At 63.9% G+C, this 24,575-nt stretch carries 27 protein-coding genes; 16 read left to right on the top strand and 11 right to left on the bottom strand.

Translation table 11 applies throughout. The annotated features are described in order from the left end of the window. Window positions 1-70: 70 nt before the first annotated feature. Genes rlmN through EOA16_RS31175 form a run of 3 tightly spaced genes read left to right on the top strand, consistent with a single transcriptional unit; the run spans window position 71 to window position 2,231 of the window. Entirely contained in the window at window positions 71-1,306 is a 1,236-nt protein-coding gene (rlmN, locus tag EOA16_RS31165; protein ID WP_127261556.1) for a 23S rRNA (adenine(2503)-C(2))-methyltransferase RlmN, read from the top strand. Further along, window positions 1,303-1,752 carry a hypothetical protein gene (locus EOA16_RS31170; protein WP_127261557.1) on the top strand — a complete coding sequence of 150 codons (450 nt, stop codon included), beginning with the start codon at window positions 1,303-1,305 and terminating at the stop codon, window positions 1,750-1,752. Before rlmN ends, EOA16_RS31170 begins: the two co-directional genes overlap by 4 nt. Further along, window positions 1,752-2,231 (top strand): hypothetical protein, encoded by a 480-nt coding sequence (locus EOA16_RS31175; RefSeq protein WP_127261558.1) that lies wholly within the window; start codon window positions 1,752-1,754, stop codon window positions 2,229-2,231. The genes EOA16_RS31170 and EOA16_RS31175 overlap by 1 nt, the downstream gene beginning before the upstream one ends. A gap of 6 nt (window positions 2,232-2,237) precedes the next feature. Here EOA16_RS31175 and EOA16_RS31180 read toward each other — a convergent pair whose 3' ends face one another. Further along, window positions 2,238-2,879: a LysE family translocator gene (locus EOA16_RS31180; RefSeq protein WP_127261559.1), complete on the bottom strand. Its 642-nt coding sequence runs from the start codon at window positions 2,877-2,879 to the stop codon at window positions 2,238-2,240. 277 nt (window positions 2,880-3,156) lie between these two features. Here EOA16_RS31180 and EOA16_RS31185 point away from each other — a divergent pair, with 277 nt between their 5' ends. Together EOA16_RS31185 and EOA16_RS31190 are read left to right on the top strand one after the other, a co-directional pair. Further along, the gene (locus EOA16_RS31185; protein WP_127261560.1) at window positions 3,157-4,380 is read left to right on the top strand and encodes an argininosuccinate synthase; all 1,224 of its coding nucleotides are present in this window, start codon (window positions 3,157-3,159) and stop codon (window positions 4,378-4,380) included. A gap of 5 nt (window positions 4,381-4,385) precedes the next feature. Then, window positions 4,386-4,907, top strand: coding sequence for a hypothetical protein (locus tag EOA16_RS31190; RefSeq protein WP_127261561.1), 522 nt, complete (start codon window positions 4,386-4,388; stop codon window positions 4,905-4,907). A 73-nt stretch (window positions 4,908-4,980) separates the two neighbouring features. On the opposite strand, the gene EOA16_RS31195 is transcribed toward EOA16_RS31190, so the two are convergent. After that, a complete protein-coding gene (locus EOA16_RS31195) occupies window positions 4,981-5,778 on the bottom strand; it encodes a lytic transglycosylase domain-containing protein (RefSeq protein WP_127261562.1) in 798 nt (265 codons plus the stop codon). A 141-nt stretch (window positions 5,779-5,919) separates the two neighbouring features. On the opposite strand from EOA16_RS31195, the gene EOA16_RS31200 reads away from it, so the two are divergent. The 7 genes from EOA16_RS31200 (at window position 5,920) to rpsP (ending at window position 12,808) form a co-directional block, all read left to right on the top strand. After that, the gene (locus tag EOA16_RS31200; protein ID WP_127261563.1) at window positions 5,920-7,167 is read left to right on the top strand and encodes an NAD(P)/FAD-dependent oxidoreductase; all 1,248 of its coding nucleotides are present in this window, start codon (window positions 5,920-5,922) and stop codon (window positions 7,165-7,167) included. 91 nt (window positions 7,168-7,258) lie between these two features. Next, window positions 7,259-8,356, top strand: a complete 1,098-nt coding sequence (locus EOA16_RS31205) for a putative zinc-binding metallopeptidase (protein ID WP_127261564.1) — start codon at window positions 7,259-7,261, stop codon at window positions 8,354-8,356. 63 nt (window positions 8,357-8,419) lie between these two features. Then, window positions 8,420-9,019 (top strand): DUF1236 domain-containing protein, encoded by a 600-nt coding sequence (locus tag EOA16_RS31210; RefSeq protein WP_127261565.1) that lies wholly within the window; start codon window positions 8,420-8,422, stop codon window positions 9,017-9,019. A 174-nt stretch (window positions 9,020-9,193) separates the two neighbouring features. Beyond that, a complete protein-coding gene (locus EOA16_RS31215; protein WP_127261566.1) occupies window positions 9,194-10,144 on the top strand; it encodes a type II CAAX endopeptidase family protein in 951 nt (316 codons plus the stop codon). Window positions 10,145-10,422: 278 nt separating this feature from the next. After that, the gene (gene ffh, locus EOA16_RS31220; protein ID WP_127261567.1) at window positions 10,423-12,033 is read left to right on the top strand and encodes a signal recognition particle protein; all 1,611 of its coding nucleotides are present in this window, start codon (window positions 10,423-10,425) and stop codon (window positions 12,031-12,033) included. A 7-nt stretch (window positions 12,034-12,040) separates the two neighbouring features. Then, on the top strand, window positions 12,041-12,373 hold the full coding sequence (locus EOA16_RS31225; RefSeq protein WP_127261568.1) for a chorismate mutase: 333 nt from the start codon (window positions 12,041-12,043) through the stop codon (window positions 12,371-12,373). 36 nt (window positions 12,374-12,409) lie between these two features. After that, window positions 12,410-12,808 carry a 30S ribosomal protein S16 gene (gene rpsP / locus EOA16_RS31230; protein ID WP_127261569.1) on the top strand — a complete coding sequence of 133 codons (399 nt, stop codon included), beginning with the start codon at window positions 12,410-12,412 and terminating at the stop codon, window positions 12,806-12,808. Between the two features lie 80 nt (window positions 12,809-12,888). Here the strand turns inward: rpsP and EOA16_RS31235 are convergent, their stop codons facing one another. The 3 genes from EOA16_RS31235 to EOA16_RS31245 all read right to left on the bottom strand — a co-directional run bounded on the left by EOA16_RS31235 (window position 12,889) and on the right by EOA16_RS31245 (window position 14,714). Beyond that, window positions 12,889-13,152 carry a YMGG-like glycine zipper-containing protein gene (locus EOA16_RS31235; RefSeq protein WP_127261570.1) on the bottom strand — a complete coding sequence of 88 codons (264 nt, stop codon included), beginning with the start codon at window positions 13,150-13,152 and terminating at the stop codon, window positions 12,889-12,891. A 134-nt stretch (window positions 13,153-13,286) separates the two neighbouring features. Then, window positions 13,287-13,697, bottom strand: coding sequence for a DoxX family protein (locus EOA16_RS31240; protein WP_127261571.1), 411 nt, complete (start codon window positions 13,695-13,697; stop codon window positions 13,287-13,289). A gap of 111 nt (window positions 13,698-13,808) precedes the next feature. Next, a complete protein-coding gene (locus EOA16_RS31245; protein WP_127261572.1) occupies window positions 13,809-14,714 on the bottom strand; it encodes a bestrophin family ion channel in 906 nt (301 codons plus the stop codon). A gap of 243 nt (window positions 14,715-14,957) precedes the next feature. Between EOA16_RS31245 and EOA16_RS31250 the strand changes: the two genes are divergently transcribed. Next, window positions 14,958-15,365 carry an ACT domain-containing protein gene (locus EOA16_RS31250; RefSeq protein WP_127261573.1) on the top strand — a complete coding sequence of 136 codons (408 nt, stop codon included), beginning with the start codon at window positions 14,958-14,960 and terminating at the stop codon, window positions 15,363-15,365. A gap of 166 nt (window positions 15,366-15,531) precedes the next feature. On the opposite strand, the gene EOA16_RS31255 is transcribed toward EOA16_RS31250, so the two are convergent. Next, window positions 15,532-16,566 (bottom strand): aspartate-semialdehyde dehydrogenase, encoded by a 1,035-nt coding sequence (locus EOA16_RS31255; protein WP_023814446.1) that lies wholly within the window; start codon window positions 16,564-16,566, stop codon window positions 15,532-15,534. Window positions 16,567-17,003: 437 nt separating this feature from the next. Here EOA16_RS31255 and EOA16_RS31260 point away from each other — a divergent pair, with 437 nt between their 5' ends. Further along, window positions 17,004-18,878, top strand: a complete 1,875-nt coding sequence (locus EOA16_RS31260) for a DEAD/DEAH box helicase (RefSeq protein WP_127261574.1) — start codon at window positions 17,004-17,006, stop codon at window positions 18,876-18,878. Here EOA16_RS31260 and EOA16_RS31265 read toward each other — a convergent pair. Next, window positions 18,875-19,987, bottom strand: coding sequence for a glycosyltransferase (locus tag EOA16_RS31265; protein WP_245456068.1), 1,113 nt, complete (start codon window positions 19,985-19,987; stop codon window positions 18,875-18,877). The two genes, EOA16_RS31260 and EOA16_RS31265, sit on opposite strands and share 4 nt — an antisense overlap. Before the next feature lie 445 nt (window positions 19,988-20,432). Between EOA16_RS31265 and EOA16_RS31270 the strand changes: the two genes are divergently transcribed. Together EOA16_RS31270 and EOA16_RS31275 are read left to right on the top strand one after the other, a co-directional pair. Beyond that, window positions 20,433-21,134: a DUF805 domain-containing protein gene (locus EOA16_RS31270; protein ID WP_127261576.1), complete on the top strand. Its 702-nt coding sequence runs from the start codon at window positions 20,433-20,435 to the stop codon at window positions 21,132-21,134. 72 nt (window positions 21,135-21,206) lie between these two features. Beyond that, window positions 21,207-21,869 carry a DUF805 domain-containing protein gene (locus EOA16_RS31275; RefSeq protein WP_127261577.1) on the top strand — a complete coding sequence of 221 codons (663 nt, stop codon included), beginning with the start codon at window positions 21,207-21,209 and terminating at the stop codon, window positions 21,867-21,869. Here the strand turns inward: EOA16_RS31275 and EOA16_RS31280 are convergent. The 4 genes from EOA16_RS31280 to EOA16_RS31295 all read right to left on the bottom strand — a co-directional run bounded on the left by EOA16_RS31280 (window position 21,859) and on the right by EOA16_RS31295 (window position 24,354). Beyond that, entirely contained in the window at window positions 21,859-22,341 is a 483-nt protein-coding gene (locus EOA16_RS31280) for a GNAT family N-acetyltransferase (protein WP_127261578.1), read from the bottom strand. The genes EOA16_RS31275 and EOA16_RS31280 overlap by 11 nt on opposite strands. 4 nt (window positions 22,342-22,345) lie before the next feature. Next, window positions 22,346-23,449 (bottom strand): 3-isopropylmalate dehydrogenase, encoded by a 1,104-nt coding sequence (leuB, locus tag EOA16_RS31285; protein ID WP_127261579.1) that lies wholly within the window; start codon window positions 23,447-23,449, stop codon window positions 22,346-22,348. A gap of 160 nt (window positions 23,450-23,609) precedes the next feature. After that, the gene (locus EOA16_RS31290; RefSeq protein WP_127261580.1) at window positions 23,610-23,960 is read right to left on the bottom strand and encodes a VOC family protein; all 351 of its coding nucleotides are present in this window, start codon (window positions 23,958-23,960) and stop codon (window positions 23,610-23,612) included. 10 nt (window positions 23,961-23,970) lie between these two features. Beyond that, window positions 23,971-24,354: a RidA family protein gene (locus EOA16_RS31295; RefSeq protein ID WP_127261581.1), complete on the bottom strand. Its 384-nt coding sequence runs from the start codon at window positions 24,352-24,354 to the stop codon at window positions 23,971-23,973. Between the last annotated feature and the right edge of the window lie 221 nt (window positions 24,355-24,575).

Genomic DNA, 24,575 nt, shown 5'->3' on the forward strand with positions numbered 1-24,575 from the left:
GCTATGCGCCGCGCTTCCTTTCCGGCACGATGCGTGAAATCGGCCGCAAACCGCTTATATCAGTGCAACCATGACCCTTTCATTCGATCTCACCACTGACGGCGCCCGCGACGCGTTGCGCGCCCGCTCGGCAAAGCCCGAAAAGCCGTCGCTGATCGGCCTGACGCGGGTCGAACTCGCCGAGGCTCTGGTTGCATCAGGCACTGTGCCCGAGCGCCAGGCGAAAATGCGCGCACAGCAGCTGTGGCACTGGATGTATGTGCGCGGCGTTTCCGACTTTGCCGGCATGTTCAACATCTCCAAGGATCTGCGCGCCGAGCTGGACAAGCACTTCACCGTCGCCAGGCCCGAGATCGTCGAGGAGCAGATTTCCGCCGACGGCACGCGCAAATGGCTGTTCCGCTTTCCGCCGCGCGGCGCCGGCAGGCCGGTCGAGATCGAGACCGTCTATATTCCCGAAGAGGGTCGCGGCACGCTGTGCATCTCCTCGCAGGTGGGCTGCACGCTGACCTGCTCGTTCTGCCACACCGGCACGCAGAAGCTGGTGCGCAATCTGACGGCTGAAGAGATCCTCGCCCAGCTTTTGACCGCCCGCGACCGGCTCGGCGATTTTCCCGACCGCGACACGCCCGACGGCGCCATCGTGCCGGCCGAGGGCAGGAAAGTGTCCAACATCGTCATGATGGGCATGGGCGAGCCGCTCTACAATTTCGAGGCGGTGAAGAAGGCGCTGCTGATCGCTTCCGACGGTGACGGCCTGTCTCTGTCGAAGCGGCGCATCACGCTGTCGACCTCTGGCGTCGTGCCGGAAATCTTCCGCACCGGCGAGGAGATCGGCGTCATGCTGGCGATCTCGCTGCATGCCACCAACGACGATCTGCGCGACTTGCTTGTGCCGATCAACAAGAAGTATCCGCTCGCCGAGCTGATCGCCGCCTGCCGCGCCTATCCCGGCCTGTCGAACGCCAAGCGCATCACCTTCGAATATGTGATGCTGAAGGACGTCAACGATTCCATCGAGGACGCCAAGGGACTGATCAAGCTGCTCAAGGGCATTCCGGCCAAGATCAACCTGATCCCGTTCAACCCGTGGCCGGGCACCAATTACCAGTGCTCGGACTGGGAGACGATCGAGAAATTCGCCGATTACATCAACAATGCCGGCTATGCCTCGCCGATCCGCACGCCGCGCGGCCGCGACATTCTCGCCGCCTGCGGCCAGCTCAAATCCGACTCCGAGCGCATGCGCAAGGTCGACCGGCTGGCGCTGGAAGCGATGATGATAGCGGGGCACGGCGAGGCGTGAACCGCCGCTTCGCCCGGTTGAAACGTCTAGCCATCATGGCGGTCGGCTATGTCGCCGCGGTGCTGACCTCGATTCTGGTGCCGGTGCTGCTGATCGCGCTTCTGGAAGGCATCGATGATGGCAACTGGTCCATCATTTTCGCCTTCGACTGGCTGGGCTCCTTCCCGCTCGCCGTGTTGACCGTAATGATCGGCGCGCTGTTGATCGTCGGCCCGGCGCTCTTTGTCGCCGAACGGTTTTCACTTCGAGGATGGTTCTACTTCGCCGCCATCGGTGCGATCACGTCCATCGCCTTTGGCGTATCCATGCCGCGCTCGGCCAGCAGCTTTGTGTTCAATCCGGGCTTTCTGGGTTTTCTCGCCACCGCCGGCATCGCCGCCGGTTCGGTCTACTGGCTTCTGGCTGGACGCAGGTCCGGCACGCGACAGAATCCGGGCCGAGATTGATGGCGCGTCTCGTCGGCTACCTCGTCCGTTTCACCGTCATCCTGTTCGGCTATGCCGTCGCCTCGCTGGCGGCGAGCGCCTTCCTCAACATCCTGTTGCTGGCATCGCTCGGCTACACGCCGGAGCATGCGCACCCGACGGCAACGGCATCCCTGTATTTCTCAATTCCCTTCGCCGCCCTGTTCGTCGCCTATTTCGCCCTGATGCCGGCCTCTGTCGTCATCCTGCTTGCCGAAATCCTGGGCCGGCGCGACTGGCTGTTCTATGCGCTGGCAGGCGCGGTGGTTGCCGGTGTTTTCCTCGGGCTTTCCGACCACAGCGATGACACCGCCTTCGCCGTCAGGGACACCAGCGCCATCATGGCCGTGATCGGCAGCGGCATGGTCGGTGGTATCTTTTATTGGCTCAGCGCCGGGCGCTGGGCCGCAAGCTGGTGGCAAGGCGAATCAGGATCAGGAGAGGATAGCCGGACAGGATGACGGCGCCTACTTCGCCTGGGCTGTCAGGATCTTGAGCGCGAAAGCGGAAAACACGCCGGCAAAGAGATAGTCGACCACCCGTGTGACGCGGGGGCTGGCCTTCATCGCCGCCGAAAACTTTTCCGCCGCCAGCACCATCGGCACTGTCACCGGGACCGACAGCACGATGAACATCAGCCCAAGGAAAAACAGCTTTCCCGGTGCGTTCGGATCATGCGCGGAGACGAACTGCGGCAGGAAGGTCATGAAGAACAGGATGATCTTCGGGTTGAGCAGATTGACGCCAAGGCCCGCCGCCCAGCTGCGCAACAGTGAAATCTCGGGGCCTGTCTTCTTCTCCGGCGAAAAGGCCGAGCCCCTGGTGATTGCCTGCCAGGCCAGGAAGACGAGATAGCCGGCGCCAAAGATCTTCAGCACGAGGAAAGCCATCGGCGAGGCGACGATCAGCGCCGAGACGCCGACCACCACCAGCGTGGTGTGGATCAGCGTGCCGCACAGCGCGCCGGCCATCGAGGCAAAGCCGGTGGCGCGGCCCTGGCTCAGCGTGCGCGAGACGAACAGGGTCATGTCCGGCCCCGGTGTGATCGCCAGGATGATCGTGGCGATGGCGAACTGGATCAGCGTGGTGGTGTCTGGAATGAACGACATGAGCGGCCCCAGGGGATTGGAAGGGCCTATACAGGATGCGCCATGACGATGCCAGACACAGCAGCGACCCGATCTCGATCCAGCAGGCGTCCGCACGGCATTCGCTGGACGGCCGGCCTTGCAGCAGGTTGTTTCCGCTGCCGGCATCGCGCTCCCGCCATGCGCTGGACCAGAAGCCATGCACGCACGCGTGCTTGCTCGCTCTGCCGTTCCTGCTAAAAGGCCCTCCGGCAATCCGTGACGCCTCGCTGGGGCGTCCGTCACCGACGGAGTAGAAATGTCCAAGGCCAAAGACGTCAAGAAGGTCGTGCTCGCCTATTCCGGCGGCCTCGACACATCCATCATCCTGAAATGGCTGCAGACTGAACTCGGCGCCGAAGTCGTGACTTTCACCGCCGATCTTGGCCAGGGCGGCGAACTCGAGCCGGCCCGTCGCAAGGCCGAGATGATGGGCATCAAGGACATCCGCGTCGTTGACGTGCGTGAAGAATTCGTCGCCGACTTCGTCTTCCCGATGTTCCGCGCCAACACCGTCTACGAAGGCACCTATCTGCTCGGCACCTCGATCGCACGGCCGCTGATCTCCAAGCATCTGGTCGAGATCGCCAGGGAAACCGGCGCCGACGCGATCGCGCATGGCGCCACAGGCAAGGGCAACGATCAGGTTCGCTTCGAGCTTTCGGCTTACGCACTGAACCCCGACATCAAGGTCATCGCGCCGTGGCGCGACTGGTCGTTCAAGTCGCGCACCGACCTGATCAATTTCGCCGAACAGCACCAGATCCCGGTGCCGAAGGACAAGAAGGGCGACGCACCGTTCTCGGTCGACGCCAACCTTTTGCATTCGTCCTCCGAGGGCAAAGTGCTGGAAGACCCGTGGGTGGAGCCGCCCGAATTCGTCCACCAGCGCACCGTTTCTCCGATGGATGCGCCTGATACCGTCACCGAGATCGAGATCGAGTTCCTGAAGGGCGATCCGATCGCGCTGAACGGCAAGAAGCTGTCGCCGGCGACCATGCTGGCGGCGCTCAACGATCTTGGCCGCGACAACGGCATCGGCCGGCTCGACCTGGTCGAGAACCGCTTCGTCGGCATGAAGTCGCGCGGCGTCTACGAAACGCCAGGCGGCGCTATCCTGATCGTCGCGCATCGCGCCATCGAATCGATCACGCTCGACCGGGGTGCCGCCCACCTCAAGGACGAGTTCATGCCGCGCTACGCCGAGCTGATCTACAATGGCTTCTGGTTCGCGCCCGAACGGCTGATGCTGCAGGCGATGATCGACAAGAGCCAGGAAGACGTCGAGGGCACGGTGCGCCTCAAGCTCTACAAGGGCAATGTCATGGTCACCGGCCGCAAGTCGAAGAAGACGCTCTATTCGGATGCGCTGGTCACCTTCGAGGACGACCGCGGCGCCTACGACCAGAAGGACGCCGCCGGCTTCATCCGCCTCAATGCGCTGCGGCTCAGGACGCTGGCCGCGCGCAGCCGCACCAAGTAGCGCGGATGCGCGGTTTCGGTCGCTGCCTGGCGCCGCTGGTTGTTCTGGCGACGCCGGCGGCCAGCCAGGAGTTCGACCCCGCCTCTCTCGACCTTCCCGCACTGATCGAGTGCAGGGCGGACGTTCCGACCTACAACGACTTTGCCCTGTGGCTGTCCAGCGCACCGGGTGCCGTTGAAACGCTTGGCTGGAAGGAGGTTGCCTCGGGCAATCCGTTTCTCAGCCAATACGAACTGCCGGCCAAAATCCGCGTGTTCAACCGCGAGACAGGATCGATCGTGTTTACGGCTGCGGGGCCGATGGCCGTGCTCGACGGCGTTGCCGCGCCGGAGCTAGCCAAAGAACTCAACGTCATGGCCGTTTTTTCCACGCCGCAAAAATTCCTTGGCGAGAAGGTCGTTGTCCAAAGCACCGAAGAGTCGGAAGGACTGACCTTCTCCACGGACGTCAAGCTCAACGTCTCGACCGTCGAGTCTCACCCCGGCAAGACCCTGGCCGGCTGCTCCTACACGCTCGAAATCCGATAAAAACCCGGCATTTCGCGCCGGGTTTTCGAGCAAGTCAAAAATGGCCGGGGCCTTCTGCCCCGGGTATGATCCGTCAATCGCCGTCGATCGCCGTGGCAATGCGGGCGATGGCCTGCTGATAGACGCTCGCGGAATTCCAGCCGGCAATTGCCCCCATATTCGCGCTCGCGCTCGCGCCCGCCTGCCAGCCATGACCCTTGAGGAAGTTGGCGGTGGAAGCCAGCGCCGTGCTCTTGTCGCGCAGGTTTCCGCCGCCGACGCCATATTTCAGGACGTTTCCTGGCAGGAACTGCGTGTGTCCGATCTCGCCATGCGCGGCCCCGACCGACGAGGCTGTCAACGCCCCGCGATCGACCAGCTTCAGGGCTGCGATGGCATGCGGGTAGAAGAACCCCGGGCGGCGGCAATCATAGGCAAGCGTCAAAATGGCAGAGACGGTGTTCTGGTTGCCCATGGCCGAACCGAAGCCGGTTTCCATACCCCAGATGGCGAGCAACACGCCCGGCGACACGCCGTAATTCGCTTCGATCTTGGAGAAGAGCGCGGCATTCGACTTTTTCAGCGACCGGCCCTTGGAAATAATCGCTGCGCCACCACGACGCCGCATGAAATCGTCCACCGAGCCGCTGAAGGCCTTGTGAATGCCGCGGTCGACGGAGATCGTCTTTGTCGCGTAGTTTGCCCCGGCCAGAGCGGCCAGCCCCTTGGCGCCTACACCTTCCGACCTGGCCTGCGCGGCAAAGTCCTGCTTCCAGGCCTCGAAGCCGGCGCCGGTCTTGCCGCAGCTGGCCGCCGCCTGTGCGCCCGTCGCCAGCGCAAGCACCGCCACCACGGCCGCTGCAAACATCTTTCCCTTGGCAAGAAATGCCATGTTGTTCTCCTGGTTGCCTGAATCACGTCCCAATTGCGAACTTGCCAGCGAAACGCGCACTTGTCACTGTCACCGCTGCAATGCTGGCGAATGCCGTGGAATTTGCCTACGATCAAGTGATTATTGTGGCAGGGGTGCTCCATGCAAGACGTTGATGTCGTCATCATCGGCGCCGGTTCGGCGGGTCTTGCCGCCGCCAGGACGCTGCAGGCGGCGGGCCTTTCCTTCACGCTGCTCGAAGCAATGGACCGCATCGGCGGCCGCGCCTGGACCAGCGACCAGCATTTCGGCGTGCCTTTCGACATCGGCTGCGCCTGGCTGCATGCCGCCGACCGCAATCCATATTTTCCCGAAGCCCAGGCAGCAGGCTGGACGTTGCATCATCACGACATGAACGTCGATCATCTCTACTACCGCGAGCGCAAGGCGAGTGAAGCGGAAGAAGCCGACATGAAGGCCGCCGACGCAAAGCTGTTCGAACTGCTGGCCAGGCATGAAGTGAAGGACGGAGATGACGATCGTCTTTCGGCGCTGTTGGCCAAAGGCCATGCCCCGCGCGCCGCCGCCACCTTCGCCGGGCCGATGGATTTCGGTGCCGACGAGGACGAAATCTCGATACTGGACTTCCAGGCCGCTGCCGATCTCGACCCGAACTACTTCAGCAAGGAGGGCCTTGGCGCGCTGGTGGCGCGTTTCGGCGCCGGCGTGCCGGTCGAACTGTCGACGCCGGTGCGCAAGATCCTGTGGGACGTGCCCGGCATCGCCTGCGTCACCGATCGCGGCACCGTCCGCGCCAAAGCGGTGGTCGTCACGGCTTCGCCGGCGGTGCTCGCCTTCGAAGAGATCGCGTTCTCGCCGGCCCTGCCCGACACGCATTTCGGCGCCTTCTTCGACCTGCCGATGGGCATGTTGACCAAATTGCCGGTCGAAATATCGGGCACAAGGCTCGGGCTGCAGCCCTTCGACGACCTGCTGATCGAACGGATGGCCAGGCACGACATCTATTTCCTGTGCTTCCCGTTCGATCTTGACCTGATGGTCGGTTTCGTCGGCGGCGATTTCGCCTGGGAGATGTCGGCGGCCGGCGAGGCGGCCGGCATCGACTTCGTCGTCGACCGGCTGTGCGGCATCTTCGGCGGCGATACGCGCAAGCATGTCGGACGCGCCATGATGACCAATTGGGGCGGCGAGCGCTTCGTACGCGGCGCATACGCCGTCGCTCGCCCCGGCCGTTCACTGGCGCGCGCGGCACTCATGCAGCCGGTGGCCGATAAGATCTTCTTCGCCGGCGAGCACCTGGCCGGTCCGCTGATGCAGACCTGCGGCGGCGCACGCCTGTCGGGCGAAGCGGTGGCAAGACAGGTTGTCGCCCAGCTTGCGGCCAAATAGCTTCAGGAAAATGTGGAACGCCGCGCGGCTGTCCGCGTTGGGCACGGGCCGCCGTGAACATCTGTGTCACCTCCGGTGAATTGAGACCGACATGAAACTTTTCGACTGCCCGCATTGCGGCCATCGCATCTATTTCGAGAACGCCCAGTGCCTGAACTGCGGGAACCCCGTGCTCTACGATCCCGAGCACGCGCGCTTTGCGCTGGCGGGCGTCGACGGCGTCTTCCAGTGCACCAACGCCGACGAATGCGCCTGCAACTGGATGGCGGAACCGGGTCACGCCTTTTGCCGCGCCTGCGTGCTGAACCAGCTGATCCCGGATCTCTCCGTCGACGGCAACCGCCGTCGCTGGATCCGTGTCGAAGCGGCGAAGAAGCGCGCCATCTACTCGCTGCTGGCCTTCGGGCTGCCGGTGGCCCCCAAGCAGAACCCCGCCGACGAGATCGGCCTGGCGTTCGACTTCCTCGCCGATCCGATCGGCGGCGGTCCCGGCGGCGAGCGGATTCTGACCGGCCACGACAATGGCCTGATCACGCTCAACGTCGCCGAGGCGGATTCGGCCGAGCGCGAGAAGCGGCGCGTCGAGATGGGCGAGAACTATCGAACCTTGCTCGGCCATTTCCGCCATGAGCTCGGCCACTATTACTGGGACCGCCTGATCCGCGACGATCCGCAAAGGCTCGAAGCTTTCCGCGCACTGTTCGGCGATGACCGCGCCGATTACGAACAGGCGCTGAAGGCCTATTATGCCAATGGTGCGCCGCCCGACTGGCAGCAAGGCCACATCTCGGCCTATGCGACCTCGCATCCTTGGGAGGACTGGGCCGAGACCTGGGCCCACCACCTGCACATCACCGACACGCTGGAAATGGTGCACGCACTGAACTTTCCGCTCGGCCGGCTGGAGACGGTGGAGGCCAACGACTTGCCGCGCGGCGACACCGGCGGCGAATTGCAGGCGGCACCCTCGGAGCCGGCGACCGCGCCGGAGCCTTTCGAAAAGATCCTTGCCCGATGGCTGGTGCTGTCGGAAGCCTCCAATTCAATCAACCGCTGCATGGGCCTGCCCGACCTCTATCCCTTCGTCATTTCGGACGTCACGGCGCGGAAATTGGAATTCGTTCACGAACTTCTGACCGATTTGCCTGGAGAACAGGGAACAAATCGTGAGTTGGCGCAGACGCTTTAGCGGGAACGCGTAGGCCGCTGCCCCGTTTTTGCTGGCGAGGGTCCATGAAAACGGAGAGAAACCATGAAATCCCTGTTGTTTCCGGCGGTCGCCGGAATGCTGACCGTGATGTCGGGCGCCGCGTTTGCCGATACCGCCGTCTCAGCCGTCACCGACCTTAACGTGCGCGCCGGACCCGGCCCGCAATACCCTGTTATCGGCGTGCTCACCGCCGGCCAGTCGGCAACGCTCAATGGCTGCATCGAAAACAGCAAATGGTGCACTATAGCCGAGGCCGGCGGCCAGGGCTGGGTCTATTCCGACTATGTGACAGCCGATATTGGCGGCAGCCGGGTGGTGCTGACGGAACGGCGCTCCAGCGTTGCCGTCGTCTCGCCGCCGGAAGACATCGGCAACTACTCGACCGACTATACCGGCGCGATCGTTGCCGGTGAACCGGTCGAGGACGCCTTCCCGCCACCCCCGCCCGAAATCAGAACCTATGTCGATACGCATCGCCTCGACCCCGTCTATCTCGACGGCGAGGTGGTGACCGGCGCGACCTTGCCCGACACCGTCGAGCTGCGCGAAATTCCGGATTACAACTACCGCTATGTCTATGTGAACGGCCAGCCAGCGCTGATCGATCCGCAGACGCGGCGCATCATGTACGTCGTGCGCTGACGACAATTGGCACAAGCGGCCGCTGCGACTGCGGCGGCCGCCAGCAGGCGGCACCGCAGCGCGTCGCCTCTCCTGCGCTAACGCTGCTCTGAGCGTTGTCCTTTGCGGAAAACGATTCCGATTTTCCGGCCATCGGTTACTCAATAAGGCGATGACTTTGGCAAAGGAGCTCGCGTGACCATCGATCCGGCCGCCTTCGAGCGTTACAGGCATTCGCCGAACGTCAGGACGACCTTGCCGCGCCTGTTGCTCGGAACGGGGATCGTCGTCCTTTTTTGGGCAGCAACCACCGTGGCCGTGCTGGTCGGCGGCACCTATGCCTTCTTCGCCTGGCAGGCGGCCACATCATCCGGCATGCAGGGTTTCCTCGCTTCGCCCCTTGGCATCCTCACCGCACTCGTTTCGTTCGCCGGCATCTGGATCGGCCTGTGGGTCGCGATGCGCTGGGTGCATGGCGAGAAGCTGTCGGCGCTGCTCGGCAACAGCCGACGTGTTTCATGGTCCGGCTTCCTCAAGGGGCTGACCGCGGTGCTGATCACATCGTTCATATCCGAGGTCCTGCTCTATCTCTTGCAGCCGCAGATCGCGCGCGGCCCGATCGGCCTATCATCCTGGTTGCTGTTCGCGATCCCGATCGCCGCGCTCACCTTGTTGCAGACCTCGTCGGAAGAGCTGCTGTTTCGCGGCTACCTGCTGCGCGGCCTCGCCAGCCGGTTCAAGAGCCCGTTCGTCTGGGCGCTGTTGCCGGCTTTGCTGTTCACCTCGCTGCATTGGAGCGCGAATTCCTCGGCCGCGATCAACGCCTGTGTGCTGGCGTCGATCGCCGCTTTCGCGCTGCTGCTGACGCTTGTGGTTTACGCAACCGGCAATCTCGGCGCCGCCCTGGGTGCTCACCTCGGCAACAACCTGACCGGTTTTCTGCTGATCTCGCATCAGGAAAGCTACAATTCCTTCGCCCTGTTCAACGCCAGGCCGCTCGAAGGACCGGGCTGGGCGACGTCGGATGCGGTTCTCATTGCCTTCATCGGCATTGCCTGCAGCCTGCTGACCGTCGTGCTGCTTCTACATCCGCGTTCGCCGCTCAAGGTCGCCGCCGAGCTTCCGGACCGGGCGAGCACGGCCTGATTGCAGGCCCGGGAACGACGCAATCCGGTCTTTGTCTTGACTCCGCATCCGATTTCCTGTCTACACGCCCCGAATTCCGCGACGAGTATCCCTCCGAGCAAGCCGACCAGGACGCCGAAACCTCTTTGAGGTGAAGTGCTGTAAATCGATCCTGGAGGCCAACACCCGGCAGCGCTGAGCGCCCCCGGGTGCTTTTTGGTTTTGGCTTTTGGTTGGACACTGGGCGCGAACGCATTACCTCTCGGGCACCATCCGGGTGCCAGGGAAAAGGAAAACGAATGTTTGAATCGCTACAGGAACGTCTTGGTTCGATCCTGAACGGCCTCACCGGCCGCGGCGCGCTGTCGGAGGCTGATGTCTCGGCGGCGCTGCGCGAGGTGCGCCGTGCGCTGCTCGAGGCCGACGTTGCGCTGGAAGTGGTGCGCTCCTTCACCGACAAGGTGCGCGAGAAGGCCGTCGGCGCTGCCGTGGTCAAGTCGATCAAGCCCGGCCAGATGGTCGTCAAGATCGTTCATGACGAACTGGTCGACATGCTCGGCGCTGAAGGCGTCGCCATCGATCTCAATGCCCCGGCGCCGGTCGTCATCTTGATGGTCGGCCTGCAGGGTTCCGGCAAGACGACCACTTCGGCCAAGATCGCCAAGCGTCTTTCCGAGCGTCAGAACAAGAAGGTCCTGATGGCCTCGCTCGACACGCGGCGCCCCGCCGCGCAGGAGCAGCTTCGCCAGCTTGGCGAACAGGTCAAGGTCGCCACGCTGCCGATCATCGACGGCCAGTCGCCGGTCGACATCGCCCGCCGCGCCGTGCAGGCGGCCAGGCTCGGCGGCCACGACATCGTCATCCTCGACACTGCCGGCCGCACCCATATCGACGAGCCGCTGATGGTCGAGATGGCCGACATCAAGAAGGTGTCGAGCCCGCATGAAATCCTGCTGGTCGCCGATTCGCTGACCGGCCAGGACGCCGTCAACCTCGCCAAGAGCTTCGACGAGCGCGTCGGCATCACCGGCCTCGTGCTGACCCGCATGGACGGCGATGGCCGCGGTGGTGCTGCACTCTCCATGCGCGCCGTTACCGGCAAGCCGATCAAGCTGATCGGCACCGGCGAAAAGATGGACGGGCTGGAGGAATTCCACCCCAAGCGCATCGCCGACCGCATCCTCGGTATGGGCGACATTGTCTCGCTCGTCGAAAAGGCCGCCGAAAACATCGACGCCGAACAGGCGGCGGCGATGGCCAAGAAGATGCAGTCGGGCAAGTTCGACCTGAACGACCTTGCCGGCCAGCTTCAGCAGATGTCGAAAATGGGCGGCATGGGGGGCATCATGGGCATGATGCCCGGCATGGGCAAGATGAAGGACCAGATGGCCGCCGCCGGTCTCGACGACAAGATGTTCGGCCGCCAGCTCGCCATCATCTCGTCGATGACCAAGGCAGAGCGCGCCAATCCCGATTTGCTCAAGCATTCTCGCAAGAAGCGCATCGCCGCCGGTTCCGGCACCGACGCGGCCGAAATCAACAAGCTGCTCAAGATGCATCGCGGCATGGCCGACATGATGAAGGCGATGGGCGGCAAGGGCAAAGGCGGCGGCCTGATGCGCGGCATGATGGGCGGCCTCGCCTCCAAGATGGGCCTCGGCGGCATGATGCCGGGCGGCCCCGGGGGCATGGGTGGCATGCCGGACCTGTCGAAGATGGACCCCAAGCAGCTCGAAGCCTTGCAGAAGCAGGCACAGGCAGCCGGCCTTGGCGGTGGCATGAAAGGCCTTCCCGGCGGCGGTGGCCTGCCCGGACTGCCCAGTGGCATGCCTGGCCTTCCCGGCGGCATGAAGCTGCCCGGTTTGCCCGGAATGGGCGGCGGCCTGCCCGGCCTTGGCAAGAAGAAGTGAGGACGCCATGAACGAAGAAAAGGACATGGCCGACGCCCGCGCCCTCCTGGCCGATTACCGCGCCTCGATCGACAACATCGACGCGGCTCTCATCCACATGCTGGCCGAGCGCTTCCGCTGCACCAAGGCGGTTGGCGTGCTGAAGGCAACGCATGGCCTGCCGCCGGCCGACCCGGCACGCGAGCAGCAGCAGATCGCCCGGCTTCGCCAGCTGGCGAAGGATGCCCATCTCGACCCGGATTTCGCGGAAAAATTCCTCAACTTCGTCGTCCGCGAAGTGATCCGCCACCACGAACAGATCGCCGCTTCCGCTTCCAACGGCGTGACGAAAACCAACTGAAACCCAATCAACGAACTTAGTTTTAGGAGAAAAGAAATGCCCTTGAAGATCCGACTGGCCCGTGCGGGCTCAAAGAAGCGTCCTTACTACCACGTCGTCATTGCCGATGCCCGTTCGCCGCGTGACGGCCGGTTCATCGAGTCGATCGGCTCGTGGAACCCGCTGCTGCCCAAGGACGGCGAACGCGTCAAGGTCGACGCCGACCGCGTCAAGCATTGGCTGGCGCATGGCGCCCAGCCGACCGACCGCGTGCTGCGCTTCCTCGACGAGGCTGGCCTCGTCAAGCGCGACGCCCGCTCCAACCCGAAGAAGGCCGAGCCGGGCAAGAAGGCGCAGGAACGCGCTTCGCTCTTGAAGAAGGCGCAGGAAGACGCCGCTGCTGCTGCGGCCGCCGCTGCTGCACCGGCCGAGGCAGAAGCCGCCACCGCCGAATAAGTATTGCCCTATCGCATCCAGGAAACGGCGGGCCAAGGCCCGCCGTTTTGCTGTCCGGTTCTGTCTGTAAGAGCTGCCGATCAATAACCGCTCGGGCAGCGGTCGATGTAGACGCGGCCCCGGCGATCGCGATAGCGGCATTCACCGCTCTCGCTTGCCCGGCCGATCAGCGCACCGGCAACGGCGCCGACAGCACCACCGACGACGGCGCCTTGAACCGGATCGCCAGCGACCGCCGCACCGACGGCAGCGCCACCGAGGCCGCCTACGGCCGCGCCTTTTTCCGTTTGCGAACAAGCGGCGAGCGGCACCAGCAGCGCCATCAAAAGCATCGTTTTCTTCATCGTCGTTCCTCTCCGATAGGAGCCGCCTCCGCCGCCAAGCGAATCTCTAACTCGCAACTCGGCGATTCGATCCCTAAGACATTGCCCGGCAAAGGGTTCCAGGCTTAGAGTTGAAAGCGATGCTTCGATCGGATCTATCGGCTGAACGGGATCAGCGCGCGGACCTTGGCATCGCGCAGATACAGGCCACCCCACAGGATAATGCCGAGATAGACGCCGAACAGCATGTGCGAGAACAGCGGGTTGTCGACGCGGACATTGGTGGCGATGGCGCCGCCCATATAGGCGGTGAGCAGGATGGCGCCGAGCACCGCGGTGCGCGGCAAGGCGTAGAGCGCGGTCGAGATCAGGCCGATGACGCCAAGCATGCGCGCGACATTGGCATCGGCCGGCCAGCCGAGCGGCACCATCGTCTGGGTGACGATGTCGAGCGGCGGCAGCTTGATGGCGCCGTCGAAGATCATGAACAGCACGATGACGCCGCTGAGCGCGCGGCCAGTCCACAAAGCGCCCGGCGATACGGGCGCAGCTTCGGAAATGCTCATGATGGTCCCTCCTGGTGGTTCGAGCCCTTTTCGCTGGGGTCGAACCAAGGACGTGGCATGGGGCCGCGATCCGACAGCGGGGCGGATTCTTTTAAGCCGGCGCGCCTTCGCCTACGAAAAATAGAACTTTTCCGCCGGAATCATCTTCGGCGGCGTTTCGCCCAGCGCTTCGAACACCGAGATTTCGCAGACACGGCAGAGGCCGTCGAGTGCAAGGTCGTTGGCTTCGGTGCCGAACGGATCCTCGAGCTCTTCCGACAGCGCGTCGAGGCCGAAGAAAGTATAGGCGATCAACGCCGTGAACAGCGGCGTCGCCCAACCGGTGGTCGAGATCAGGCCGATCGGCAGCAGCAGGCAGACGATATAGGCCGTGCGATGCACCAGCAGCGTGTAGGCGAAGGGCAAGGGCGTACCGGCGATCCGCTCGCAGCCGGCCTGGATGGCGGCGATCGACGCGAGCCTCTCATCGAGGATACGAAATCCGATCGTGTCGACGTCGCCCGCCCGGCGCTGCGCATTGGCACGCCGGCCCATGCGCCTGACCATCTCGTCGGCCGGATTGGAAAAGGCTGCTGCCTTGTCCGCCTCGGCGTCGATGAAGGCACGGGCTTCCTTCATGCTGTCGATCTTGCGCAACTGCCCGCGCAGGAAATGACAGAAGGCGAGCGCTTCCATCAGCAAGGCGCGCTGTTCGGTCTGGTCCGGGATGAGGCTGGTGGTGGCGCGGGCCAGATTGCGCATTTCGAAGACCAGCGCGCCCCACAGCTTGCGCGCCTCCCACCAACGGTCATAGGCGGCGTTGTTGCGGAACGAGAGATAGATCGACAATGTCACGCCGACCAAGCCGAAAGGCGTGATGTTGAAGACGCTGAAATCAAGCTGGAACCGGCGCGCCACGGCCAGGATGATCGCTGAATAAAGCGCGAAGCCCAATATCTGCGGCAGGATGCGTGGCACGACCGAACCGCGCATGATGAAGAACAGCTGCAGGAATGTGGGGCGCGGGCGAACGATCATCGAAGGCCTTTCACGGACCGGCATCGGCCCTCAGCGTCTCTAGAGCAATCCCAGGAAAGGTGTGAGACGGTTTCCCCTTGGGGATTGCGTCAAATCAAAGCGATAGTGCGATACGACAGGCCGGCGAGCCCGGCCGTCAGCGACATCGCCATGTCGTCCTTGCAGGCTATCGGCGGTCGATGGACGCGCATACTGAGGAGCTCCGGGCCGCTGTCCGCGTCTCCAGTCGAGAAAAGAGCAAACATGGCCGGCGAAACCGATCTGAAGACACTGCTGGCATCGATGACACCGGAGCTGCTCGCCGGCGCCTATGTATTCGTCACGCTGGCACCCGGCGTCCCTCAGCCGGAAGGCGTTGAGCCGGTGATGGTGTTTCGCGAGCGCGAGGGCGTGACACTGATCGTGACCGAGGAGGCGGCCAGCGCCGCGGCACTGACCGCTTCGTTCCGCTGCCGGATGCTGACGCTGAACATCCATTCGTCGCTGGAAGCCGTCGGCTTCCTCGCCGCCATCACCACGCGCCTGGCCGCCGCCGGCATGGGCGTCAATCCGGTCTCGGCCTTCTACCACGACCATCTGTTCGTCCCGGCCGACAGGGCGGAGGAAGCGCTGGAGCTGTTGGAAAGGTTGGCGGCGGCCAATCGGACGTAAAGCCGGTGCTGCCCCTCATCCGCCTGCCGGCACCTTCTCCCCGTATAGTGACGGGGAGAAGAAAGCTAACGGCGGAAGGCCGAGCCCGCGACCGCGGGCCGCCGGTCGTCCGGCGCCCCCGCGGAGGGCCCGCCGCGGCAGCGGCGATACGGCCCGTGAGCGAAAATCAAGCCGCCTTCTTCTTCGGCTGGATCAGGCCGCGCTCGACCAAAAGCTCGGCGATCTGTACCGCATTGAGCGCCGCGCCCTTGCGCAGATTGTCGGAGACGATCCACATCGACAGGCCGTTGTCGATGGTCGAATCCTCACGGATGCGCGAGATGAAGGTGGCGTCCTCGCCGGCCGATTCCAGCGGCGTGATGTAGCCGCCGTCCTCGCGCTTGTCCAAGACCTGGCAGCCCGGCGCCTCACGCAGGATGTCGCGCGCCTCGTCGGCGGTGATCGGCTTTTCGAACTCGATGTTGACCGCTTCCGAATGGCCGATGAACACCGGCACGCGCACGCAGGTCGCCGTCAGCTTGATCTTGGGGTCGAGCATCTTCTTGGTCTCGGCGACCATCTTCCACTCTTCCTTGGTGGAGCCGTCGTCGAGGAAGACGTCGATATGCGGGATGACGTTGAAGGCGATGCGCTTGGTGAACTTCTTGACCTCGACCCCATCGGCGACGAAGACCGCGCGGGTCTGGGTAAAGAGTTCGTCCATGCCTTCCTTGCCGGCGCCCGATACCGATTGATAGGTGGCGACGACGACGCGCTTGATGGTGGCGAAGTCGTGCAGCGGCTTCAGCGCCACCACCAGCTGCGCCGTCGAGCAGTTCGGATTGGCGATGATGTTCTTGCGCGTGAACAGCGAGATCGCGTCCGGGTTCACTTCCGGCACGATCAGCGGCACGTCCTGGTCGTAGCGGAAGGCCGACGAATTATCGATGACGACGCAGCCCTGCTTGCCGATCTTCGGCGACCATTCCTTGGAGACGCTGCCGCCAGCCGACATGATGCAGATGTCGGTGTCGGAAAAATCGTACTGATCGAGCGTCTTCACCTTCAGCGTGCGGTCGCCGAACGACACTTCCGTGCCCTGGCTGCGCCGCGACGCCAGCGCCACGACTTCGCTTACCGGAAAGCCACGCTCTTCCAGTATGTTGAGCATTTCCCGGCCCACATTGCCCGTGGCGCCGACGATCGCTACCTTGAAACTCATCGAAAAATCTCCTGTCCCTCTCCGCTTGGTTTTTGGAGAAACCCGCTGGCCGGTGCGGGTTCCGTCCCCCGGGCCGGACCCGGGAGAGGGTGGTTAGGCCAAGGGAATCACACCGTTTTGGTGGTGGTTTTGGCCATAGTTTTGCTGGAACGAGGAGACGCGCCGACGCGCCCGGCCCAATGATGTGCATTGAGGCTGGGGGCATCGAATGCAAGAAGAGCCACCAAAAGGCCGCGCATCGAAACTGTCCCGTTCGGTGCCGGCTTTTACGCGGTTTGCGTCAAGAGTCAATTGCCGAGCGGCGCCTGGTTTTGCGCGCGCCCTGTACAATCGCGGCTGCGCGAAGTACGAACGGCCAAGATTGTTTGGCTGGCGCTAGGCCCGCCCCGGCATGTGCTCCGTGATGAGCGCGGACCCTAAAATTCCGAAAGAGTGAGATGTCCAACTTCGAAGCACTTGTTCCAGCGCTTGCCAGGGCGCTGGAGAAACGCGGCTATTCCGAGCTGACGCCCGTCCAGAAGGCGGTCGTGGCGCCCGAGCTCGGCGAGGCCGATGCGCTGGTTTCGGCGCAGACAGGCTCCGGCAAGACGGTGGCCTTCGGCCTCGCTCTGGCGCCGACCCTGCTTGGGGGCGCGGAGCGCTTTGGCCACGCCGCGGCACCGCTGGCGCTGGCGGTGGCGCCGACGCGCGAACTCGCCTTGCAGGTGACGCGCGAGCTGGAATGGCTCTACGAGCTGACCGGCGCAACCGTGGCGTCCTGCGTCGGCGGCATGGACATGCGCTCGGAGCGGCGTGTGCTGGAGCGCGGCGCCCATATCGTCGTCGGCACGCCCGGCCGGCTGCGCGACCACATCACCCGGCGCTCGCTCGACATGTCGGCGCTGAAGGCGGTGGTGCTCGACGAGGCCGACGAGATGCTCGATCTGGGCTTTCGCGAAGACCTCGAATTCATCCTCGACGCCGCTCCGGCCGAACGCCGGACGCTGATGTTCTCGGCCACGGTGCCGCGCTCGATCGCCACGCTCGCCCAGGGCTATCAGCGCGATGCGGTGCGCATTTCGGCCGCCGGCGAGGAGAAGCAGCATCTCGACATCGAGTACCGGGCGCTGAGCGTCGCCCAGCCCGACCGCGAGAACGCCATCATCAACGTGCTGCGCTATTACGAAGCCAAGAACGCGCTGGTGTTCTGCAACACGCGTGCCGCCGTCAATCATCTGACCGCGCGCTTCAACAACCGCAACTTCTCCGTCGTGGCGCTGTCGGGCGAGCTCAGCCAGAACGAGCGCAGCCATGCCTTGCAGGCGATGCGCGACGGCCGCGCCAAGGTTTGCATCGCCACCGATGTCGCGGCGCGCGGCATCGACCTGCCCAATCTCGAACTGGTCATCCACGCCGACCTGCCGACCAATCCCGAAACGCTGCTGCACCGCAGCGGCCGCACCGGCCGTGCCGGGCGCAAGGGCGTCAGCGCGCTGATCGTGCCCAACAGCGCCCGCAAGCGCACCGAACGGCTGCTGCAGAACGCCGGCCTCAAGGCAACATGGGCGAGCCCGCCCTCGGCCGACGATGTGATGCGGCGCGACGACGAGCGCATCCTTGCCGATCCGGCTTTCGACGAGCCGGTGAAGGAAGACGAGCGCGGTTTCATCGACGCGCTGCTCGCCAGGCATGGCGCCGAGCAGGTGGCCGCTGCCTTCGTGCGCCAGTGCCGCGCCAGCCGCTCGGCCCCCGAGGACCTCATGGAGATCGCGCCGTTCACGCCGTCGCGTGAAAGACCGGCAGGCGAAGGTTTCGCGCGTCGCGACGAGGCGCCCAGCCGCCGCGACGATTTCGGTGACAGCGTCTGGTTCTCGCTGTCGATCGGGCGCCGGCAGAATGCCGAGCCGCGCTGGCTGATCCCGATGCTGTGCCGCACCGGCAGCATCTCGAAGCGCGAGATCGGAGCGATCAAAATGCAGCCGGAAGAGACCTATGTGCAGATATCAGCCGACTGGGCCGACCGCTTCCTCGCCGCGATCGGTCCCGACCGCAAGCTGCAGGGCAACATCCTGGTGAAGCGGCTCGACGGCCAGCCCGATCTGTCGCGCGCCGGCTATCAGCCGCCAAGCCCCGACAAGAAGCCGCATCGCGGCAAGGCGCCGTTCGACCCCAACGCGCCGAAGCGCAAATTCGAGAAGCGTGCACCGGCAGCAGTCGATCAGCGCCCGGCCGCCGCGCATGAGGCAAAGCCATGGGCGAAGAAGCCGGGCAAGCCGAAATTCGACACCACCGGCGCGCCCAAGCACAAGAAGGCGAAGAAGCGGCCCGCCTAGGACTTTGGCCGGAGGGACGCGCTTGCCTGCAGGCCAGCCTTGATGGCAGCCCAGCTGGCCGATGCCGGCGTCGGGCGATGCTGCCTTGCGATGCGTTCCGTCAGCGACGAGCGCCAATCCGGGTCCTCCGCCATCTTGCGGATCGCCGCATACCAGCCGGCCTGGTCATTGGAATCGACCGCCGGCATCAGCTCGCGGCTCGCCTCGATCAGCGACGGTGCGGTCGAGACGATGACGGGAATGCCGAAATCGAGACATTCCGAGGCGCCGTAGCCCCAGCCCTCGATATGCGAGGGAAAGACGCCGAAGGAAGCGCTGCGATAATATTGGATGAGCTCCTCATCGCTGATCGCTCCGGTGAACGCAACCCGCTCGAGTAGTCTCGGATGGGCCTTGAGATAGGCGCGCAGCGGATCGATCATCCAGCCCCAGCGCCCGGCGCAGACGAGCCGCGGCAGCTTGACGCCCTCGTCGAGCGCCTGCTGCCAGATCCGTGCCAGCAGGATGTGGTTCTTGCGCACTTCGATGGTCGAACAATAGAGCACGAATGGCTCGGCGACCTTGATGGGCGAAGTCTCGCCCATGCGCGAAGCCGTCTCGTACAGGATGGAAGGCATCGGAAACCGGTATACTACCGGCTGCGTGACGCCTGCCTGTTGCATATGATCGGTCAGCGTCGCGCCAACTTCGTCGGATGCACAAAATGCCGGCGCGCCGGAGCGCACGAGGTGCTCGAGATATGACCCGAAACGACTCTCGCCATGGCTCATACCAACCAGGTCGGGGCGCAGTGTCGGGATGAGGTCGTGGCAAAGGAACGCGAGGCCACCGGCGCGCCCCGAGACGGCGGCTCGGTCATCCCCGGTCAGAATGTGATGGCTGATCAAGACAAGGCGTTCAGTCTCGGCCGGTTGGCTTGGAACATCCTGACGCGGGGCCGACCGGATCCGCGCCCGCTGGTACAGACGATAGGCCCGGATCAGCAGCCTCGTCGCCTGATAGGCAATGCCTTTGCGGCCATGGGTCACCGTCTTGGCGAGATGGCGGTCGGCGTCGCGCTTGCCCCATGGCTGTTGCCTCACCGCCTCGAAGGCCCGCACCAGCGCCATGCGTCTCCCCGGCCATGGTGTGAGGCGCCAAGGTGAAATCTCCCCAGTCGCGACATGGTCTTGCTCGAAAGGAGCGAGGGGGCGAAACCGGCCTTCCCACGGTCGGAACGCCACCACCTCCACGGAAGGGTCAGGATCAGCCAGGGCCGCGCCGATGAGAAAGCTTTCCACCCGTGGGATGCCGACAAGTCCCTGGCCAGACGGCCAGAACGTCAGGCCGGTGGCGTCGATGGCCAGCCTGGGAGGCTTTCTTTCCCTTCCGTCTTCAATCGCGGCTTTACTGTCAGGACTCTCGACTGTCATTGGCTGCTTCTGTCGAAGGCGGTTGGCACTCGATGTCTTATGCTTCATTTGCCGCCAAGACGGTAGCCGTGCTGCCCGGTATTGCCCATCGGCTCGGCCCTGTGCCACACCTTAGGCCGGGACGTGGCAAGAGGGGTGGCCTATGCGCGGTGAAGTGCTTCACTATGACGGCGACCAGGGGTTCGGCTTCATCACCGGATCTGACGGGAACCGCTACACCTTCACCCGTGAGAGTTTACGCCGGGAAACCGCCATGCCCAACGGTACCGTCGTCGAATTCCAGCCAGGCGGCGGGCAGGCGCGCGATGTTTTTTCGATCGCCGCTCCGACTGCCGCCGACCCCGGCATCAAGGCCCCACAAGCCCGGGCCGCCGTTCCGCCTGCAGCGGCCCCATCTCCCGCGCAGCCTTTCGGCCGCTCCTCCGAGCCAGCCGAGCCCACCGATCTCTGGGGCTACTTCTGGCGTGGCGTGACGCAGAACTATTTCAATTTCGCCGGGCGTGCCCGCCGCAAGGAATATTGGGGTTTTTTCCTGTTCTGGGTGGTCTCGCTGCTTGTCATCGGCGGCATCGGCCTTTTCGCCGACAACGAAATGGGCAATTTCGACAGCAGCGTATCGGCGGCGGTAACCGTCGGCCTTTGCGGCACCTTCGTTCTGGCGACATTGCTGCCCAGCCTCGGCATGACGGTTCGCCGCATTCATGACATCGGCCTGTCGGGCTGGTTTTATCTGGTGGTGCTGATCCCGACCATCGGCAGCCTGGTCATCCTGGTCTTCGCGCTGATCCCGACACAGGCCCGGGAAAACCAGTGGGGACCGGTGCCGGCGGACGTCGGGGTTTAATTATGACGTGCATATTGCAATCGTAAGCAACCCTGGGTAGTATTGCCTATCGCAGCATAGATGGGGGTAAGCATGCGGGGCGCGGTGCTTCACTACGACAAGGATCAGGACTACGGCTATATCAACGGAGTTGACGGCAAGCGCTACTTCTTCGTCTCTAACGACCTGACTCAGGGGGCAGCCCTCGTCAGCGGCACCCTCGTAGAATTCCAGCCGGATGACGGGACGGCGCACAATATCGTCGCTGTCACCCCGACCGCGCCATCGTCGAGCGCGGGCCAGCCACAGCAGCCCCGCCGTTCCGCCGAGAGCGGGCCTGCCTCTTCCACGGGTCTGGGGGCTTACTTCTGGCGCGCGATAATCGCGGACTATAGCAATTTCAGCGGACGCGCCCGCCGCAAGGAATTCTGGGCCTTTTGCCTATGTTTTAATCTTGTGCTGGTGGCGCTTCTTGGCTTTGGGATACTCGTCAATCTGGCCGTCAACGGTTTCGGCATCAACGCGGGCAAGACGTCGATCGGATTCCTACCCGCCGCTGTCTTCGTCTTGGCATTCGGCCTGCCATGGACCGCGCTTACCGTGCGGCGTTTGCACGATGTCGGTCTGAGCGGCTGGTTTGTCCTGCTCGGCTACATTCCGGCTATCGGCGCGGTGGCCTTGCTGGTCTTGGGGCTTGCGCCGTCTCAGCTGGGCGAAAATCCCTGGGGGCGGATGCCGGCGGGCGTCAGAGTTTAGCCGCCTTCAGCGCCTCGCCCGAAAGCCTGAGGAAGACCTTCTGGCCGTGGCGCTCGGCGCCAAGCCCGCCGTAGAAGCGCAGTGCGCCCTCGTTCCAGTCCTCGGTGGTCAGGTCGATGCGGCCGATGCCGTGGCTGAGGCAATGATCAGCAAGAAAGCCGATCAGCGCCCGGCCGGTGCCGGCGTTGCGGGCTTTTTCGCACACGAACAGGCCTTTCAGGAACAGCAACCGTTCGAGATCGATACCTGGATGCACGATCGCCACCGACGCCAGGCCGCTGACCTCGCCGTCGACGAAGGCCAGCGCGAAATGCGGATAGGCTGGGCTTTCCTCGCCAAGCCATTTGCGTGCGGCAGACAGGGCCCGGTCGGCATCGAGAGGCGGCGGCCGGTAGTGAACAGCCATCTCGCACAATATGGCCGCGAGTGCCGCGGCGTCCTCGATCGTCGCCCAGCGGACGTCGACCGCCATGGTATCAGCCCAGGAATTTGGCGATGATCGCGTCGCCCATTTCGACGGTGCCGACCTCGGTCATGCCGTCGGACATGATGTCTTTGGTGCGCAAGCCCTGATCAAGCACGGCGGCGATCGCGCTTTCGACGCGGTCGGCTTCCTCGACCATCCCGAAGGAATAGCGCAGGCACATGGCGAAGGAAGCGATCATGGCGATCGGGTTGGCGATGCCCTTGCCGGCAATGTCGGGCGCCGAGCCGTGCACCGGTTCGTACAGTGCCTTGCGCTTCTTGGTCTTCACATCAGGCGCGCCGAGCGAGGCCGACGGCAGCATGCCGATCGAGCCGGTCAGCATGGCGGCAATGTCGGACAGCATGTCGCCGAACAGATTGTCGGTGACGATGACGTCGAACTGTTTTGGCCAGCGCACCAGCTGCATGCCGCCGGCATCGGCCAGCATGTGGTCGAGCTTGACGTCGGAATAGCGCGCCTTGTGGGTCTGGGTGACGACCTCGTTCCACAGCACGCCCGACTTCATCACATTGCGCTTTTCCATCGAGGTGACGTGGTTCTTGCGCGTCCGGGCCAATTCGAAGGCGACGCCCGAAATGCGCTCGATCTCGAAGGTGTCGTAGACCTGCGTGTCGATGCCGCGTTTCTGGCCGTTGCCGAGATCGATGATCTGCTTGGGCTCGCCGAAATAGACGCCGCCAGTCAGCTCGCGCACGATCAAAATGTCGAGACCCTCGACCACCTCCTGCTTGAGCGAGGAGGACGCCGCCAGCGCCGGATAGCAGATGGCCGGACGCAGATTGGCAAACAGCTCCATGTCCTTGCGCAGGCGCAGCAAGCCGGCTTCAGGGCGCACCTCATAGGGCACCGCATCCCATTTCGGACCGCCCACGGCGCCGAACAGCACCGCGTCGGCCGCCATCGCCTTTTCCATGTCGGTATCGGAGATCGCCGCGCCATGCGCGTCATAGGCGCAGCCGCCGACCAGCCCCTCATCGGTGGCAAACCCGCTGCCGAGCTTGTCGTTCATGACCGCGATCAGTTTCTTGACCTCGGCCATGGCCTCGGGACCGATGCCGTCACCGGGGAGCAGGAAAAGATGCTTCGTTGCCATGGAGAAACCGTCCTGGAAAGATTTGAACCGGCGCTTTGCTAAACGCCAAGCGGCCCGTGCGCAAGGAGGAACGCAGCGATCAAGGACAACCTCGTTCGTTTGCGATCCTTCGCGCCCCCCTCTGCCCCGCCGGCCTCCCGCAAATTGCAGCGCCTTGCCATCACCGATGCGAGAGAATGTTGACCAGCCGGCCGAACGGATCGCGGACGTAGAAGCGCCGCACGCCCCATTGCTCGTCGGCCGGTCCGTATTCGATGGCAAAGCCCGCGGTCTTCATGGCATCGAGCGCCGCATCGACATCGTCGACCTCGATGGAGAGGTCGGGCACCGGCGTGCCGGAGCCGCCCTGTGCCATGAAACTGACCTGGACATCCATCTTTGCTTGCGAGCCATAGGTGGCGATCCAGCCAAGGTCCATCAGCACATCGAGGCCGAGGACATCCTGGTAGAAACGCTTCGCCGCGGCGACATCCGATGTCTCGATGTTGACAACGATACGACGGACCTTCATCGTCGAACTTTCATGCCGCGCGCCGCAGCGCCGTCACCTCGATCTCGATCTTCATCTCCGGTCTGTTGAGCTGGCAGACGATCATCGTCGCCGCCGGCCTGATGTCGCCGAACGTCTCGCCGAGGATCGGGAAGACGATGTCCACGAAGGCCTGGTCGGTGATGTAGTAATGCGCCCGCACCACGTCAGCCAACTCGAAGCCGCCATCCTTGAGCGCCTTGCCGATCGTCGCCAGGCAATTGCGCGTCTGCGCCTCCACCGTCTCCGGCATCGTCATCGTCGCATAGTCGTAGCCGGTCGTTCCGGACACGAAGCACCATTCGCCCTGCACCACGGCACGCGAATAGCCGGCGGTCTTTTCGAACGGAGAACCGGTGGAGATCAGTTTTCGCATGGGGTTTCCTTGCAGGATTGTGGTGGTCATCTTGCAGGGAAAGGGCAGAGCAGGCCATGGGCCAAGGTTGTGTGCGTCAAGTTCTGCAAAATTTGGCGGCCATGGTGCTGGTCATGCGGCTTGGCGTAGAGCGAGCTTCTTGTGCTCGCGCAGGTCGTCCATGTTGATGTATCGGTTGGCCTCCATCCAGTTTTCGTTGGTCTCGACGGCCAACGCCCTGA

The organism is Mesorhizobium sp. M7A.F.Ca.US.008.03.1.1 (assembly GCF_003997495.1).
Lineage (GTDB): Bacteria > Pseudomonadota > Alphaproteobacteria > Rhizobiales > Rhizobiaceae > Mesorhizobium.